We start from the raw sequence: 16,622 nt of genomic DNA, 5'->3' as shown, positions 1-16,622 counted from the left end.
GGATCAAAGGCTTCGGGTTCGTCATAAAAAGATTGGGGACTTTCTCAATCCTTGAATCTCGACGTCCAAAACGATGGCCGCCAGCAGCTTGTTCTCCCCGCCTGCCAATCAAACGTCCCTCGGAAGACGAGTGACTGTCACCGCATCCAGCGTCACCTCGACCTGTCCGGGAACCCACAACCGCAGCTGTATCGGCTGCATGGCGTGGGCGGCATCGATGACAAAGGCGCGCTCCCAGGCGATCGCCCCCTCATTGCCGAGCGGGATTTCCAGCGTGTCGATCACCTTTTCATCGACGACGATCTCCAGTACGAGCGCCGGCGCTGCCGGCTTTTTCTCCAGGTCGGCGACGGAGATACCGACCGCCACGACATAGTCGCCCGCGGCGAGACGCGCATAGGGGCCGAACACCATGTGGCCTTCAACGCCCTTGGGCGATGTGATGGTGCGGCCCTTCTTCAGGCAGCCCTCGCCGACGGACATGTCGAGCGTCCAGTCCCGCGGACCCGGCCGCTCGGCAAGATCGGACGCAGCCGCAAGCTCTGCGGCAGCCGCCAGGCGTGCCGGAAGCAATTGCCGGGGATCGGATTCGAAGCTGCGGATATAGTCTTCATATGTCTTCGCGCCGAGGACATTCCGCTCGGGAACCAGCATGTCCAGCGCCTCGGCGATCGGCAGACCGGCGACGTCGCTCATGCCCCTCTCGCGCAGCGCAATCAGCAGGGCTGCGGCATAGTCCTGCAAATTGAACGTGTCATAGAGAACGATCAGCTTGAGGAATGCGCGCGGATCATTGCGATCAAGCAGATCCTGCATGGCGATCGGATCGAGAACCGGATCGAGAACATACACCGCGTCGCAGGCCTGGACCGCACCGGTCTTCGTCTGGGCGAACATGTCGATGGCAAAGTGCCCCGGCAGTGCGGCACGGGTGTAGCGGTGGATGTCGAGATCGGCGAGGCGATAGCCGCGATCGCGCATCAGGCGATCGATGTCGCCATAGACGGTTCCGCGGCGGCCGCGCATTTCGTGAAACTGCGCCTCGGTAATCAGCGCAAGAGGCCTGTCGGCCGCGGAAAGCAGATCCTGCGCGCCGATCCACACTTCGAAGTCGTAGCTGTCGACATCGCATTTGACGACATCGACCGAGCCGAAGGACGGATTGCGGGCCAGCCATTCGTCAAGCGAGATACGCTCTTCCGAATAGACGACCTCCGCGCCGCTGTTGAAATGTTCCTGGATGATATCGTAACGGGCGACTTCGCTGGCGCGGACCGAGCTCAGAAGCGCAAAGGCGTGACCGGGACCGGAACTGTTGCGCGGGTCTTCCGGCACGACGGTTTCGGGCAGCGCCCTGCCGCCATTGCCGATCCATGCTGCAGCATAGGAGACATCCGGATTGGTCTCGACGCGGTTCAGCCGCTCAACCTCGCTGACGAGCGGATCGAAGCCGACGGCCTTGAGATGCGGCTCGAACTGCCGCCAGAAGGGGTCTATCCCGCCAGAAGCGCCGACGTCGAGAACATAAAACCGCGCGTCGTTGAAAAGCCCGCGGTCTATGCATTCTGACAAAAGGCGGGATTTCCGCGAGTATGTGCTAAGCGTCATGAAATCCACTCCGATTGAAAATTCTTCCGGGCCTCGATAGCCCGGTCCTGCACTCGGCCGAGAGTTCCTGCGGACGAATGCGAGTGTCCGTCCTGTCACGTCCCGTTGCGAAAGCGGGCAAACCGACCCCGTCTCCGCCAATCCTTATTCGTCCGCATTCATCCCATGCGGTCCGTTTTCGCGTCTTCGCCGCTGGCAAAGGCGATGCGCCCCTCAGGGACGCTCGGCGATCTTCCTGACAACCAGGGACTTCATGGTCACCGGCCATCGGCCCGATGCATCCACGACGAACTCGAGGAGCTTGCCGTTGGACTCCTCGCCGACGTTGAAGGGCAGCAGCAAACGCGTTTCGCCCATACGATCGACCTCGGCGGAGACTGACGCAAGCCCCTGCTCGCCATCGCGAACATCAATGAAAATTTCCGACCGGTCCTGCCGGCCGAACCGCTCCTGCAAAGGCATCGTCTTGTCTGAGGAGCCGGACCGAACGACGGCTTCCAAGGAATAGGCGCCCTTGGGCAAGGTTATGTAAGGCCCGTAGAGACAGGTCCTTCGTCCCTCCAGCTCGTCCCCCCCCCGCAGCACCAGACCGGAGGCGGTGTAGCCCTCAACCGCATCGGTGATGCTTGCAAGCGGGAGACAGTTCAGCGGCGCCATGTCGGCGGCCGACGTGACGCCGTCGGTGCGTGTGACCGTGATGGAATCGACGGCGACGCTGCCCGCAAGGTTCGAGCCGATTACGAACTCCAAGGAGCCGAGACCGGTCTGCCTCGAGATGGCGAAGTCGACGCTGATCTTGCAGTTGCGCAACTCCGTGGCGCTGTAGGGCCGCGCAAAAATCAGCCTGGGGCCGACCTTCAAGGCCACACGTGCGAAACGGCCCTCGCGGGTCTGCTGTTCCGCATCCCGCTCGGCGATGTCGCACGAGAGTTCGACATCAAGGCGGAAGGAGCCGAACTCGAGATGGAGATAGGGTCCATAGATCGCATCCCGGATCGGAGAGCCGGCCTGCTGGGGCCGCGTAGCGGGGCGGCCGTCGGCGAGCACGAGCCCGTGCTCCGTCACCATCATCTTTTCCCGCGCGTCGATGAGTGCGGGCATGTGCTTGCGCGACTTCACGAAACCATGGCGCAGGCGGCAGGAAAACGGTGTCTTGGCACAGTCGACGATCGAGGTAATGATCGTCTCGCCGCTCGTGTGAACCGCATTCAACGCAACAACGCGGCGCGGGCGGCCCTCTTCGTGGCGCGTCTGCTCGGCGAAATCGATGTCCCACAACTTCTCAAGCAGGCCCGACATCTCGTCCTCAGGCAGAATTTCGGGCACGCCGAAATTCACGACGAATGTATCGGCACGCGCGATCAGCGCTTGTGCGTCTGCCTCCGGGACATTTTCATCCCAGGTCTCGATAACATGGCCATTGCCGAGCGCTTTGAGCGCGCTGGCGAAGAGATCATACATCTGGCCGCGCGGACCGACCCACAAAATCCTGTGACCGGAGCGGGCATTGACGAAGAGATCCAGCAGGAAGGGCAGGATGTGGCCGGCATGGGCCGGATTCTTGTCGAAATAGCCCTGCTTGTAATAGGACAGGATCGGGCTTTCGAGCCGGGGCTGCAGAACCTTGTCGAGTGCGGCAGCGTAGCCGACCTGCGTACGACCGGTGAGAATGACTTCCTCGATTTCCTCATTTGCCAGACCCCAGACATCGGCCTGCTCGGGAATGCCCGGCTCGGTCACGTCATCGATGAAGGTCTTGAGGCTGTTTTCGACGGCGCCGCCCTTGTGCATGGCGGTGATCTGCCGGGTATGATCGCAATGATAGCCGTAGACGAAGGGCGCCGCATCGCCGACCGCGCCGTGGACGAAGCACAGGCGCTTGGAAATGTTGGAGTCCACATGCCAGCCGCGCAGCATTTCCTCATGGAACCCCTGATAGCGAAACATGTCTTCGCGCAGCATCAGCTGAAAATCGCCCGGTCCGTCATAGAGGATCGTGTCAGCGCCATAGACCACCTCGTTGAGGTGATAGCGCCAGCCCCATTCACGGGTCAGTTCGATTACGCGGGCGGGATCGGTGCGGTCGAACTGGTCTTCCCAAAGCGTTTCCGGAATTTCGAGCCGCGGCGCACAGTAGAACCCATCCTGTAATCCCGCCACCGCATCGGTGAGCGAACGCCCTTCGCGCGGCACGAAAATCATGTCCGTATTGGAGGACAGGATCCAGCGGTTGTTGGGGTTGGAACGACGGATCGCGGCGTTGCGGGAAATCGGCTCCAACGCGATCAGATGCGTCTTCTTGGCAAAGAGGCGACGATGGACCTCGGGCCGTACGCGCAGAATGCGCAGCTTGGCCTTGGCCGAGGCGGTCAGGGTATCCTGAATCGCCTCGGGAAATGTCGGGAAATCGTCCGGCGTATTGTAGTCGACGAACAGGATTTCATCATCCTGACCGGTCAGAACCTCCGCCATGCAGTTGAGGCTGAGCGCCGCGCGCTTGTGCAGGTTATAGCCATAGTTGTCATTGCGGCCGTAAAGGACGAGCGAGATCATGGCTTTTCACCTAGCACGAGGAATGTCGATCAGTTGGCGGTTTTCGATCCCCAACCGAGCCAGACGTGGTGGGCTGCGGTGGGAAGCGAACCCTGGGCGTAGAGACGCCAGGGGTCAATGACGGCCTTGCCTGCGAAATCGCCGGCAGCAAGCTGACGATAGGCGTCCCAGGCGGTCATGACGACCACGATGTCGGCCTTGGCAATGGCCGCGCGCGTGTCGGCTTCCACCGTTGCACCCGACGGCAGGCTTGCAGCCGACAGGCTCGTCAACGCTTCCGGATCGCTCAGAGAGACACCGTAACCGGCTTCCAGCAGCTGTGCGGCCAGCGCAAGACCCTGGCTTTCCTCGATGACCGGCGTGTTCGGCTTGTAGGCAAGACCGAGAATGGCCACCTTGGCGCCCGGCTTGTTCAGCGCGGCAACAGCACGGCTCAGACGGGTCGACTGGTGCGAGTTGATGACGTCGGTGGCGACGGCCAGATCGGTGTTGGCGCCCAGCGAACGTCCCAGCGCCGCAAAGGCCTTGTTGTCGCGCGGGAAGCACGGGCCGCCATAGGCGATCGCGCCGCGGATATACTTCTTGCCGATGCGGCTATCCGCGCCCAGCGCCATCGTGACAACGTCGGCATCCGCGCCATCCAGATGATCGCACAGATCGGCGATCATGTTGGCATAAGAGATCTTCGTGGTCACATAGGTATTAACCGAGATCTTGCAGATTTCGGCATTGACCCAGTTCATGCGCTGGAATTCCGGATTGCTCTCGGTGGAGTTGCGGTAGACAGACTCCAGAACGCTGCCGGCCTTGTCGTCGCTTTCACCGATCAGGATCATGTCGGGGTAGAGCATGTCGCGCACAACGGTGCCGAGCGCGATGAATTCCGGATTGTAGCAAAGACCCAGATTTTCGCCGACCTTGCGGCCCGAAGCTTCTTCGAGAGCCTCGCGGATGACGCCGCCCGTCGAGCCCGGCATGACCGTGGAGGTCACGACAACGACGTGATAGCCATCCTTCTTGCGCAGGGCCGCCCCAATCTCCTTGACAGCCGAAATGACGTAGTCATTGCGGAAGAACCCGCCCTCGCCGCTCGGCGTCGGCACGATGATGAAGGAAATCTCCGATGCCAGAACCGCTTCTTCCATGCTCGTCGTGGCACGGATGCGGCTCATGTTGGCGGTGATCATCTCCTGGAGACCGGGCTCCGGAACAGGCGCACGGCCGGCATTGATGGCATCGACATAACCTCCATTGAGGTCCATACCGACAACATTGAAGCCCTTCTTGGCGAAGACTGCGAGCATCGGTGCGCCGAGCTTACCGAGCCCGATAACGGAAAGATTCTGAACCATGACTTTTTGGGAACCTGATTTAATCGGCGTTACTTCGCCTTGACGTCGCGCTTGGCTACCTGTGCGGCAACCCACGGATATGTTTTCGCAACTCACTCAGCAAGGCTCGCGGAAGGCGGCCCGGCTCAGCTTGCTGCGGATGAGAGCGTTGCGGCCACGCATCGCGAGCGAACCCGGGATGTGGCGGTCGTTCACGACCTTGCAGTTGCCATTGTCGCGCAGGTCGGCAACAACGAAATCGCCTGCTTCGGGTTCGGCAAGCTCGGGAAACTTCAGGTCGATCCCGCGGACCCAGAAGCCTTCGCGTTTCGACCGCCTTACAACATGGGGGCCAATAAAGCCCCCCGCCCCGCAGACCAAAGCCGTTTTTGTCATTTCCAGTTGCCCCAACCTCGTTCGTGGACGGTTCTTTAGTGAAGTTTTAACGGGCTTGCAAGGCTTCGCTAACCGTCACACGAGAACTGTCCCAAATACATTCTCGCGCCTTCGGGGGCCGCTTTTGCCGGATCTCAGGTGCGGAAATCGCGCCGGAAGGCGGCGTATCAGGCGAGGCTTTTCAGCGCGGCGAGGATATCCGCGGCGACGTCGCGCCAGGTGCGCAGGACAGGTCTGGCGGCGGCGATTTTCGCCTTCAGAGCGGCATAGCCGGCTTCGTCGGCCTGGAGGTGTGAGATGATCTTTGCAAGCTCCGCCGGCTGGCGCGGATCGAAGTAAAGCGCCAGATCGCCGCCTGCCTCGCGCACGGCCGGCACGTCGGCGGCCAGGGCCGGCGCTCCGCACCACAGGCCTTCGCTGACGGGAAGCCCCCACCCTTCCATGAAGCTTGGGAGGACGACGGCAAAAGCGTTGCGATAGAGTTCGGCAAGCTCGGCCTGATTGGGGTTGAAGACGAAATGCACCTTGCCCGCCAGGGGCGCGAACCGTGCGGACTTGAGATAGCGATCCACACTCTTGCGGCGCGCGCCGGCCAGAACGAGATCGGGAATGTCTTCGCCACGCTCGCGAAGGCTCAACAGCGCCTCGACCACGCATTCGAGGTTCTTGCGTCCGGTATTCGTTCCGACGCAAAGAAGATAGCGCGCGACCGGCGAGCGTTTGACGACGGGTTCTTCGGACGGCCGCAATTCGTGACAGAGCGGGGTGGCGACCACCTTCGGTGCGGGCGGCAGAATGCCTCGCGCCGAGAAATCGAGGACTTCATTCTCCGTGAAGCGGGAATTGGCCAGGATCATCGCGGCGGCGCCGACCACGACGGTGTTGTCGTGCAGGAAGTTGCGCTGCGGCTTGAAGCCCGGCTTGCCCGAGAAATCATGCAGGGGCATCATGTCATGCAGCAACGGGACAAAGCTGAATTTCGCGCCGTTCTTCTCCAGCGCGGTCAGATAATCCGACATGATCTTCGGCCGTCCGAGGGAGACGAGGATCTGCCCGTTGAGGTCGACGGGACGCACATGGCCCTGCGGGATCGTCGCCCAGCGCCGACGGTTCCGGTAGTCGACGATCTTGCGCGCCAGCCAGTAGACGGCGGCCTTGGCCGGATTGTTATCATAGAGGCTTTCGCGCAGGCGCACAGGCGTTGCCGACGGAGGCAGGCCGTGATCGAGAACGCCGGTCGGCGAGTTGCCGCCCACCCGGGGCGTCACTTCGAAAAAGTGGCCATGGAGCGGCGAATAGACGACGTAACCGACATCGGGATCGAGCTTTGTCAGCTCGTAGGCGACTTCCATCACCGTGCGGGCAATGCCGTAATAGCGAAACTTGACGCCGGAACTCAAATACAATTCGGATAAATCGAAATAGATATGGGCCATTGTTACCCGCTGGGCAGGCGCGTGTCGTGAGACATCTCAGGCCGCGCGCATGTTCTTGGAAATCGCCGGGCATATAGTGACAAGGGTCACGGCGTGTCAAACAGTCAATCGAAGGCGGTTCAGGACTCCCGCGTTTCGAGCTTCCGCAGCGCATCGCCGACCATGTCGGGGCCGAGCTTTTCCAGACAGTTGAGATGGCCGAGCGGGCAGGTTCTCTTGCCGCAGGGGGAGCATGGCAGGTTGAGCGACACGGTGACGGCGCGGTCGGATTGCGGCGGGGTATGGGCCGCAGAGGTCGAGCCGTAAACGCCGACCACCGGAACGCCGACGGCTGCGGCGACATGCAGCAGACCGCTGTCATTGGCCACGACACAGCGCGCGGCCGCGGCCAGATCGATGACATCCGTGATGCTCGTCTGGCCCGTGAGATCAATGGCTTCGGGCGTCAGCGCCCGGATTTCCTCGGCCGCTTCCTTGTCCTTTCTGGAGCCGACCAGAACGACCTTCGTTCCCTCCCCGTTGAACTTGTCGGCAAGGCTCGCGAAGTGTCGCGCCGGCCAGCGCTTGGCAGGCCCGAACTCCGCACCGGGCACAAGGATCGCAAAACCGCCGCGGACGAGACCGAAGCGCGCCAACAGCGCATCCTGGTTGGCGATGTCGATGCTGAGAGAGGGCTTCAGCAGAAGGCACTGATCATCGAAGACATGGCTGTCGGCCAGCGCCTGATAGGTCGCCATCGTCTTCTTCTTCTGCCCGCCGGGCAATCCGATGATGCGGTTCAAAAGGCCCCAGCGCTGCTCCTTCAGATAGCCGATGCGCTCGGAAATGCCGGCGGCGAAGGGAACGAGGGCGGATTTCCAGCTTCCTGGCAGGATATAGGCCGACCGGTAGCGGCCCTTCAGGCTGCGCCCGAAACGCCAGCGATCCGCCAGACGCGCCTCGCCGTGATCGAAGGGCATGGCAATGGCGTTGCGCACCTCCGGCATACGGGCGAGTACGCCGAGCGCCCAGGCCGGGGCCGTGACATCGATGGCCGACTGGGGCGCGCGCCGCTTCAGGGCCTTGAACAGGGCCTGCGCCATGACCATGTCGCCGATCCAGCTTGGTCCGATGATCAGGATGTCTGCGTCTTTACTCATCTGCTACTGTCCAATCGTTCCGTCTCGCGGGGCGGTCATGCGCGTTACAGCGCGCCGCTCTCGCGCAGGAAGTCAAAAAGGTTGCCGCCGGGAAACAGCAGACCGCGAAGCCGGGCCGCCGCCGCCGCCTGCATATCGGTCGTCTTGTCGCCGATCATCAGGCTGTTTTCCACGTCTACATTCCATTCGTCCACCAGATCCAGGATCATGCCCGGCTCTGGCTTCCGCCAATCGGGATCGCGCCGGTAACGCGCGTCTGCCGCCCCTTCATGATAGGGCGCGCTGCGCTCGTCATCGATCCGAAGCCCCGCGGCGCCCAGTTCACGGCCAATCCGCGCGCGCACCAGATTATAATCGTCCTCGTCGTAATAGCCCCGCCCGATCCCCGACTGGTTTGTGACAACAAGGATATGAAAGCCCTTATCGCGAAAATGTCCAATGGTTTCAACAGCACCGTCTAGAAGACGAATGTTGCGGAAGTCGCCGACATAGCCGGTGTCCTCAATGATCACGCCATCGCGGTCCAGAAACAGGGCCGGGCGAGCGCTGACCGGGCGGCTCAGGACGCGGTGCATTTCCTCGATCGCGCAGACGATGTGATAAAGGCTGGAGGCAGGCGCGGGCTCGTCAATGGCCTCGCCCGCGGCGGAGAGGCGGTCCACCCAGAGGCCAGGCTCGACGCCCGACAGGAAGACCATCAGCGCGTCGGCCGATTTTGCAGCCTTTTCCAAGGCATACTGCCTGTCGCTCGCGCCGCATGTCAGTTCGGCCATCAGCAGCCAGGCCTTCAGGCGCTCTGTTTGCGGCCAGAGGCGGAAAGCATTGTCCAGAGGCTTGAGGTCATGATCGAGACCATTTCTCACCAGCCCGGTCCGCTCGTCGATCCCGAAGCTTTCGCCGATCTCGACCAGTCGGCGCGCGGCCACCAGAGCCTCCTTGCGCCCTCTCATCCGGCCCCAGCGCGCCAGAAGCCAGGCCCATTCGAACTGGTGTCCGGGCTCGACCGGAGCGGCCGGTTCATCGCGCTTGACGGACCAATCATCCCGAAAATATTCGCGCACGGCGCCCGTCTGCGGGCAGATGAAGCGAGTAAGGCTGAGATTGCCGATCTCGTCGGCAAGCGCGATCCAGCGGGCCCTTTTTCCGGTGTCCGGCAATTCCGCCCAGGCCAGACAGGCTTCGAACAGATGCATGTGCGGATTGGAGCGCAAAGGCGCTACGGGCGGCACGGCCTCCTCGAAACCGGCCTGCGGGTGCTTCCACCCGGCCATCATCGCGTCCAGACAGGAGAGCGCGTCCTGCTCGATCGCGACACGGTCCGCCTCCAGCGCGGTCGCCGCGGCGCAAAGACCGAACAGCGCGAAGGCGTGATCGTAGAGATCGAAGGCGGCATCGCGCCGGCCCTCGATTACATCGACCGTCCTTGCAACGGTGCCATCCGGGTTGATGCCATGGCCTCTCAGGAAGCGCCAGCCATGCTCGACCGCCCCCTGCGCATCGCCCGGCCAGCCCATTTTGCCGGCCGCCGCGAAACTGTAGATCTGGCGGCCGACCACCCGCGTCCGCCGTGCGGCTTCAATCGTCCGGCCTGAGTGATCAATCTTCTCGAAGAAGCCGCCCTTTTCGTCATCCCTGCCGATGCTGTTCCAGAGCGGCAGCGCCGCGTGGAAGAGCCAGTCCTTCAGGGTCAGATAACGGGAGTGCGCCAATTGAAAACTGGTCTGCGGCATTTCCAATGGGACTCTCTTGCGAAAGGGCTACTCAACGATATCTGTCGGAATGCTGCAAGTAATTCTCGACATAATCGCGCATGCCATCTTCCAGCGAGATTTGCGGCTCGGCGTAGCCCAGGCGCTTCACCTTCGTCATATCGGCTTCGGTGAAGTACTGATACTTGCCGCGGATGGCTTCCGGCATGTCGATGAACTCGATCTCGAGCGCCTTGCCGGTGATGGCGGCCATGCTGCGGACAATGTCGGCGAAGGAACGCGCGCGGCCGGAGCCGGAATTGAAGATGCCGCTGATGTCGGGGCGAGACAGGAACCACATGACCAGGGACAGGCAGTCCTTCACATAGACGAAATCCCGGCGCTGTTCGCCATCGGCCATATCAGGCCGGTAGGATTTGAACAGCTTCACGACATTGGTCGTCTGGATCGCATCGAACATCTTGCAAGCGACGCTGCGCATGTCGTCCTTATGATATTCGTTGGGACCGTAGACGTTGAAGAATTTCAGCCCGACCCATTGCGAAGGGGCCTTTTCTCCGCGTGCGACACGCTCGACGAAGATATCGTCCGTGGTCTTCTTGCTCCAGCCATAGGCGTTGAGCGGGCGGAGTGCGGCCCGCGCCTCGGTGCTTTCATCGTCGTTGAAGCCTTGCTCGATACCGCCATAGGTGGCCGCCGAGGACGCATAGAGGAAGGGAACATCGTTCTGGGCACACCAGTCCCAGAGCATGACGGAATAATTGATGTTCAGGGCGACCAGCTGGTCGACGTCGGCCTCCGTGGTCGCCGAGATGGCCCCCATGTGGATGACCGCCTTGACCGGCACCCTCAGGTCCGCGAGATATTGCGACAGGGCCTCGGGCCGGACATAGGCGGCAATCCGCCGCTTGGCGATGTTGCGCCATTTGTCGCCGGTCCCGAACCAGTCGACCACGACGATGGGCCCCATGCCCCGGGCCTCAAGCTCGGCGACAATGTTCGAACCGATGAATCCGGCTGCTCCGGTCACGATATACATGACTAATCCTTGACTTGGCTGCGCTCGATGATGGCGGACGTGCTCTTTCCGGCAACGATCTCGAAGGTCAGGACCTTGCCGCCGCGCTCCATGACGACATCCGCGCCGACAATCCTGTCCACCGTGTAATCGGCCCCCTTGACCAGAACGTCCGGGCCGACCGCCTTGATCAGTTCCAGCGGGGTATCTTCCTCGAAGAGCGTGACGGCATCGACAAAGGTCAGCGCCTCCAGCAATTCGGCGCGATCGGCTTCGGAATTGATCGGCCGGGAGGGACCTTTCAGCCGCCGCACGGACTGGTCGCTGTTGAGCCCGACAATGAGACGATCGCATTGCTGGCGGGCATATTGCAGAAGACGCACATGGCCGACATGCAGAATATCGAAGCAGCCATTGGTGAAACCGATCTTCAGGCCCGCCTCACGCCATTCGGAAACCAGCGCACGCAGCTGCTCGCGCGCGTCGGTCTGGGCACCGAGCACGATGGCGTTCTTGCGCCGGGTGCGCGCCAGCGCCTCGTCCAGTTCGCCTGCAGAGACCGTGGCCGTGCCCTTCTTGCCCACGACGATTCCGGCGGCCGTGTTGGCGAGCCGCGACGCCCTCTCCTTCGTCACGCCAGCGCCCATGGCGACGGCGAGCGTGGCGACGACGGTGTCGCCCGCGCCGACGACGTCGAAGACCTCACGCGCTTCGGCCTTGATGTGGAGCGCGGTCCCGTCGCGCTCGAGGAAGGTCATGCCGCGTTCGGCGCGCGTGATCAGAATGGATTCGATATCGAAGCGCGTCAGGATTTCCCGCGCGGCGCGCTCGGCATCCTGATCGCTGGTGGGCCAGAAGCCGGCGACCGCATGCGCCTCCTTCTGATTGGGCGTGAGGATGGCGGCGCCAGCAAAGAGCGAAAGATCGGCCACCTTCGGATCGACGACCACCGGACGCTGATGGCGCCTGGCAGTTTCGATCACGGTAGAAACGACACGCCGCGTCAGGACGCCCTTGGCGTAATCCGACAAGACGATCGCGTCATGCTCGGCAATGAGCGGCAGTATGCGCGCAAGGAGGCTTTCCTCCTCCTCGCTCGACAGCGGCACACTGTCTTCGAGATCCACGCGCAAGATCTGCTGGTTCTGGCCGATGAAGCGCATCTTGGTCGTGGTCGGTCGGTTTCGGGATTCCACCAGCTCGGCCGTAATGGCAGGGCTTGCCGCCAGTATGCTCGCCAGCGTCGCGCCATTGGCATCGGCGCCCGTGACGCCTGCCAGCGTGCAGCGCGCGCCAAGGGCCGCGATATTGCGCGCGACATTGGCCGCGCCGCCGGGGAAATCCTTCTCCGACACGACGGACATGACCGGCACCGGCCCTTCAGGCGAGATGCGGTTGACGCTGCCCGATACGAAGCGATCCAGCATCACGTCGCCGATGCAAAGCACACTGACTTCGGAAAACTTCGCTAATTCCAACATTCCAAGCCTGGTCCGCTTACTCGTCTGTTGCGCCATTCTGCCGCCGAGACGCACGCATAACCAGTGTGCGGGCCCGGATCAATGGCCTGCTTCCGGTTTATGGTCAGACGAGGCCTGCCGGCCGCCTCATCCGCAGCCTGCAGGCGTGCCGTCCCCGCGGGTCGCATGATGCACATGGGCTTGACGGGTATCCGGTCCATGTTGCATAGCGATTGCCGAAAATCATGCCCTGGACGCAGCCGGATAAACTTGACCGTCTCAAGCCCCGCCCTTGACATAAGTCAAATACAGACGGGATGCGAACGTAGCTCCCGGTTTATTTTTGAATATTGAATTTCGATATCGCCACCTGAACGCTAAATAATTTCCATAAACTGATCTTTTTGAAATATTTTCTTCATTATACTACTTTTCCGCGAAAACTTAAAACGAAAATCATCTTAAAAATATTTTTGTTTACAGCTTTCAACTGAGACAATAGTGATCTGCCTTCAGATGCGAAATCTGCGATGCATCATCATATCATATCATATCTTTCATATTTGCCGTAGCTCCGAAGAGTTTGGCGGCCGGGGCGGAACGTGGTCGATAATATTGAGTTTGAAACGCCAAAACTTCTGCTTCACGATTACGTTGCTGACCAGTTTGCCGCGCCCAGCGGTTTTGGCGGATCGCTGATCGCGCTGGCGATGCGGGTCATCAACTGGCTGCCCTATCAGGCAGCGGTTGCGCGGCTTTCGGTGCGGCAGGACGACAGGATGCTGGAAATCGGCTTCGGTCCCGGATCCGGGCTGCGGCGACTGACGAAACAGGCCGTTTTCGGCAAGGTCTTCGGCATCGACCGGTCGAGGACGATGGTGTCGATCGCAACGGCGCGCAATCAGGCGAGCATCGATGCCGGTCAATTGCGGCTCGCGGAAGGCTCCTTTGAAGCCCTTCCCCTGCCTGAACAATCCGTCGATGCGGTTCTGGCCGTCAATATCCTGTATTTCGTGGACCCGCTGCACAAGGCGCTGTCCGAAGCCTATCGGGTTCTGGCCCCGGGCGGGAGACTGGTCATCTACGTGACCGATCACAGCCATATGTCCTGGCTGCAGTTCAACGGATCAGAGACGAAAAACATCTTCACGACGGACAGCCTCGCGTCGTCACTGACGGCGAGCGAATTCGGCGCCGGCTCCATCAGCATCGAGAAGGTCTGGCTGCCTTTCGGTTTCCGTGGACTTGTCGCCGTTGCAACGAAGCCGGCGTCCTGACACAGGATTTGCCCGACGGCCAACCGAGTTTTCCGCAGAAATGAAAAGGGCAGAGATGCGGGATGCAGGCTCTGCCCTTGCGCATCGTCAGTTGCCGACGGCGTCGCCAACACACTTCTTGGTGTAGGACGTCTTTGCAGCGCCGGCCAGCGGCTTGCCGTTCTTGTCCTTTGCCGAAAGGTCACAGGAGGCCTGTGCGTCCTTGGTGCACTTGGCCATGAAGGACGTCAGGGCGGCGCCGGCCAGCGGCTTGCCGTTCTTGTCCATGGCCTTAGACTTGCAGGTGTCGGCAGCATGCGCGCCGGCTGCTGCGGCCAGAACGAAAACCGTTGCGATCAGCATCTTTTTCATGAGTGTCTCCTTCGCTTTTATCGACAATGTCATACTTTCAAAACGCTATCCGGAGTGGCCGTGCGAACTCTCCCCGCAGCCTACCGCGAGTCGATTTTGAACACGCGGAACCGCCGTTGACAACAGCAATCGATTGTCGCGGCGATACGAAATCATGAATCATGAAGAAGGCCCGGCCGCAGACGACGAAGGACGCGTTTGACGGCGGTTTCTTTTTCTTGCGTGTGGATGATTTGAAATGCCGGCAACGTGTGGCTGGGGCGCCAGGAACCTAAGCCAAATTTTTCTAGGCCTTTGTGTATGCTCAACATATTGCATCGAAAGGCATATTTCGTCTAGGGGTGTTCCGGTAAACTGTTCCGGTGACCTGTTCCGAAAGCCCCCATGACCCGCCGTTCCAATCTCGTCCGCCGTGAAGGCGGGACATACTACGCAAGGATATACATCCCTGCCGATCTCAGGGATCATTTCAAGTCTGAGGACAAGAAGGTATCGCTCCGAACCAAGGACGAGGCAGCTGCGAAGCAGCGGCTCTACATCGAGCTCCATAAATGGGAGCGGCAATTCGATGACATTCGCGCACGCAGACAGGTCACGCCCACAGATGTTTCAGCCGCCGTCTGGCAACACTATGAGAGCGTGCTCGCACGCGATGCCGAAAAACGACGCGCGATGCCCACCCCCGCTGATATAGAAGCGGAGGTCGAGAAGGTCTGGCGGAAAATCGATGCTGGCGAAATTCGTTCGGACGACTTCATCAGCATGTTCAATGGCTATGCTGATCTGGAGCTGCTCAGCCGCGCCAGAGGGGACGACACCAACTTGCGACGGCGGCGTCTTGCCGCCTTGAAAAGGGACCTTGTCGCTGGCGAGGTGAAGTTGGTCGATGCTGCTGCCCGTGAGTTCATCGAGCGAGCTCGACTGTTCATCGATGTCCGCTCAGCGGAGTTCAGAGAACTTGCGACGCTAATGATGCGAGCGGAAATACAGGCGTTGGAACGGACGCTCGAACACGACGCCGGGGATTACTCCGGGACACCCACAGACCCGCTCGTGAAACCGGCCTTCACCGCGCCGTCGGCGAATGCGGCGCCTGGTGAGGGCATAATGGAACTGTTCGAAAAATACGCAAGGGAGAACCCTGGCGGCATCAAGCAGGACACACTCGCCCAGGCTCGGCGTGACATCGGGACGTTTGTGCAGCATGTGGGTTCGACCTGCCCGGCATCTCGGATCGATAAGAAGGCAGTCCGCGAATGGAAAGCGCTCCTGCTCGAATACCCGGTTAAGGCTGCGGAGACGAAGGAGTTCCGAGGCATGAAGATCGGGCAGATTGTCGAGCATAACAAGATCGTTGGTAAGCCGACGATAGCACAGCGCACCGTCAATCGCTACCTCTCCAGCCTCGCTGCGTTTTGCAACTGGCTGGTCGCCCATGGCTATATCGACAACAACCCGACCGACCGCATGTTCCTCGCGAAGGACAAGCGCAAGAAGGTGTTTCCTTTTACCGTGGACCAGATGAACCTGCTGTTTCGGTCCCCGCTTTTCGTCGGCTGTGCAGATGGTGACGCTCCGGGCAAATGGCATAAGCCGGGTAACGTTCATATCCGCGATCACCGTTACTGGGTGCCACTGATCATGCTCTACTCAGGTGCAAGGCCAGGCGAGATTGCGCAGCTTCTTATATCAGACGTTCGCATGGAAGGGGAAACGTGGATCTTCGACATTACCGAGACTGAAGAGGAAGATGGCGAGGAAGCAAAAAGCCTGAAGACAGAAGGATCGCAACGCGTCGTTCCGGTTCATCGTGAACTTATCGACCTTGGCTTTCTCGACTATCTGGAAAGCACACGCGCCCAGGGTCATACCCGCCTTTTCCCACAAGCAACCCGCAATTCTCGCGGGCAAATGATCTCGGACTTCAGTCGTGACTTCGGTCGATTCCTCACCAAGATCGGCGTCAAGAATGGCCGTGGCGTGTCTCTATACTCCTTTCGTCACGGCGCGATGGACGCCATGCGGCGCGCGGGCTATCTCGACGATCAATTCAACTTCATCTTTGGTCACGGCAGCGGAAGCAAGGTTACGCGCGGCTACGGCGTTCTTACCCAAGGGATGACGGCTCAACGAGCCGAGTTGATCAATGCGATCGCCTACCCAGGACTGGACATCGATCACCTGAAACTCGTGCCCTATACGAGTTGATACCAGCAAGGATTGGCCTGCTGCCAGTTTATCGGACACCGAGTTAAGCTAATCCGACCTTGTTTTCAAATTCTATCGGGCTGAGATAGCCCAGTGTCGAATGGCGTCGCTTCGGATTGTAGAAGCGCTCGATGTA

Annotated in this window: 13 protein-coding genes; 2 read left to right on the top strand and 11 right to left on the bottom strand. The window is 60.8% G+C overall.

What is annotated here, in order from left to right:
* Positions 1–108: 108 nt before the first annotated feature.
* The 9 genes from LQK83_RS05600 to hldE form a co-directional block, all read right to left on the bottom strand.
* Positions 109–1,608, bottom strand: coding sequence for an FkbM family methyltransferase (locus LQK83_RS05600; RefSeq protein ID WP_230836359.1), 1,500 nt, complete (start codon positions 1,606–1,608; stop codon positions 109–111).
* Between the two features lie 213 nt (positions 1,609–1,821).
* Positions 1,822–4,161, bottom strand: coding sequence for a hypothetical protein (locus LQK83_RS05595; RefSeq protein ID WP_230836357.1), 2,340 nt, complete (start codon positions 4,159–4,161; stop codon positions 1,822–1,824).
* A gap of 29 nt (positions 4,162–4,190) precedes the next feature.
* The gene (locus tag LQK83_RS05590) at positions 4,191–5,513 is read right to left on the bottom strand and encodes a UDP-glucose dehydrogenase family protein (protein WP_230836355.1); all 1,323 of its coding nucleotides are present in this window, start codon (positions 5,511–5,513) and stop codon (positions 4,191–4,193) included.
* 96 nt (positions 5,514–5,609) lie between these two features.
* Positions 5,610–5,888, bottom strand: a complete 279-nt coding sequence (locus LQK83_RS05585; protein ID WP_230836353.1) for an NAD-dependent epimerase/dehydratase family protein — start codon at positions 5,886–5,888, stop codon at positions 5,610–5,612.
* A 167-nt stretch (positions 5,889–6,055) separates the two neighbouring features.
* Positions 6,056–7,324 (bottom strand): glycosyltransferase, encoded by a 1,269-nt coding sequence (locus tag LQK83_RS05580; protein WP_230836351.1) that lies wholly within the window; start codon positions 7,322–7,324, stop codon positions 6,056–6,058.
* 119 nt (positions 7,325–7,443) lie between these two features.
* Complete coding sequence (waaF, locus tag LQK83_RS05575; protein ID WP_230836349.1) at positions 7,444–8,463, bottom strand: lipopolysaccharide heptosyltransferase II; 1,020 nt, start codon at positions 8,461–8,463, stop codon at positions 7,444–7,446.
* A gap of 44 nt (positions 8,464–8,507) precedes the next feature.
* Positions 8,508–10,193: an HAD-IIIA family hydrolase gene (locus LQK83_RS05570; RefSeq protein ID WP_230836348.1), complete on the bottom strand. Its 1,686-nt coding sequence runs from the start codon at positions 10,191–10,193 to the stop codon at positions 8,508–8,510.
* 31 nt (positions 10,194–10,224) lie between these two features.
* The gene (gene rfaD / locus LQK83_RS05565; RefSeq protein ID WP_230836347.1) at positions 10,225–11,211 is read right to left on the bottom strand and encodes an ADP-glyceromanno-heptose 6-epimerase; all 987 of its coding nucleotides are present in this window, start codon (positions 11,209–11,211) and stop codon (positions 10,225–10,227) included.
* Positions 11,212–11,213: 2 nt separating this feature from the next.
* On the bottom strand, positions 11,214–12,671 hold the full coding sequence (gene hldE / locus LQK83_RS05560; protein ID WP_230836346.1) for a bifunctional D-glycero-beta-D-manno-heptose-7-phosphate kinase/D-glycero-beta-D-manno-heptose 1-phosphate adenylyltransferase HldE: 1,458 nt from the start codon (positions 12,669–12,671) through the stop codon (positions 11,214–11,216).
* 581 nt (positions 12,672–13,252) lie between these two features.
* Here hldE and LQK83_RS05555 point away from each other — a divergent pair.
* A complete protein-coding gene (locus LQK83_RS05555; RefSeq protein WP_230836344.1) occupies positions 13,253–13,927 on the top strand; it encodes a class I SAM-dependent methyltransferase in 675 nt (224 codons plus the stop codon).
* 87 nt (positions 13,928–14,014) lie between these two features.
* On the opposite strand, the gene LQK83_RS05550 is transcribed toward LQK83_RS05555, so the two are convergent.
* Positions 14,015–14,278 (bottom strand): hypothetical protein, encoded by a 264-nt coding sequence (locus LQK83_RS05550; RefSeq protein ID WP_230836342.1) that lies wholly within the window; start codon positions 14,276–14,278, stop codon positions 14,015–14,017.
* Between the two features lie 384 nt (positions 14,279–14,662).
* On the opposite strand from LQK83_RS05550, the gene LQK83_RS05545 reads away from it, so the two are divergent.
* Positions 14,663–16,486, top strand: coding sequence for a site-specific integrase (locus LQK83_RS05545; protein WP_230836341.1), 1,824 nt, complete (start codon positions 14,663–14,665; stop codon positions 16,484–16,486).
* 43 nt (positions 16,487–16,529) lie between these two features.
* On the opposite strand, the gene LQK83_RS21735 is transcribed toward LQK83_RS05545, so the two are convergent.
* Positions 16,530–16,622, bottom strand: a 93-nt coding sequence (locus tag LQK83_RS21735; RefSeq protein ID WP_330166269.1) for an IS3 family transposase, incomplete at its 5' end; no start/stop codon positions are given.

Origin of the sequence: Rhizobium sp. C1 (assembly GCF_021026335.1) — a bacterium.
Classification (GTDB): domain Bacteria; phylum Pseudomonadota; class Alphaproteobacteria; order Rhizobiales; family Rhizobiaceae; genus Ensifer_A.
This window is presented reverse-complemented; position numbering and strand designations above follow the sequence as displayed.

What these genes read in the sequence shown, in the direction of transcription:
- LQK83_RS05600 (WP_230836359.1), bottom strand. Translation starts at nt 1,608, where the DNA reads ATGACGCTTAGCACATACTCGCGGAAATCCCGCCTTTTGTCAGAATGC.
- LQK83_RS05595 (WP_230836357.1), bottom strand. Translation starts at nt 4,161, where the DNA reads ATGATCTCGCTCGTCCTTTACGGCCGCAATGACAACTATGGCTATAAC.
- LQK83_RS05590 (WP_230836355.1), bottom strand. Translation starts at nt 5,513, where the DNA reads ATGGTTCAGAATCTTTCCGTTATCGGGCTCGGTAAGCTCGGCGCACCG.
- LQK83_RS05585 (WP_230836353.1), bottom strand. Translation starts at nt 5,888, where the DNA reads ATGACAAAAACGGCTTTGGTCTGCGGGGCGGGGGGCTTTATTGGCCCC.
- LQK83_RS05580 (WP_230836351.1), bottom strand. Translation starts at nt 7,324, where the DNA reads ATGGCCCATATCTATTTCGATTTATCCGAATTGTATTTGAGTTCCGGC.
- waaF (WP_230836349.1), bottom strand. Translation starts at nt 8,463, where the DNA reads ATGAGTAAAGACGCAGACATCCTGATCATCGGACCAAGCTGGATCGGC.
- LQK83_RS05570 (WP_230836348.1), bottom strand. Translation starts at nt 10,193, where the DNA reads ATGCCGCAGACCAGTTTTCAATTGGCGCACTCCCGTTATCTGACCCTG.
- rfaD (WP_230836347.1), bottom strand. Translation starts at nt 11,211, where the DNA reads ATGTATATCGTGACCGGAGCAGCCGGATTCATCGGTTCGAACATTGTC.
- hldE (WP_230836346.1), bottom strand. Translation starts at nt 12,671, where the DNA reads ATGTTGGAATTAGCGAAGTTTTCCGAAGTCAGTGTGCTTTGCATCGGC.
- LQK83_RS05550 (WP_230836342.1), bottom strand. Translation starts at nt 14,278, where the DNA reads ATGAAAAAGATGCTGATCGCAACGGTTTTCGTTCTGGCCGCAGCAGCC.
- LQK83_RS05545 (WP_230836341.1), top strand. Translation starts at nt 14,663, where the DNA reads ATGACCCGCCGTTCCAATCTCGTCCGCCGTGAAGGCGGGACATACTAC.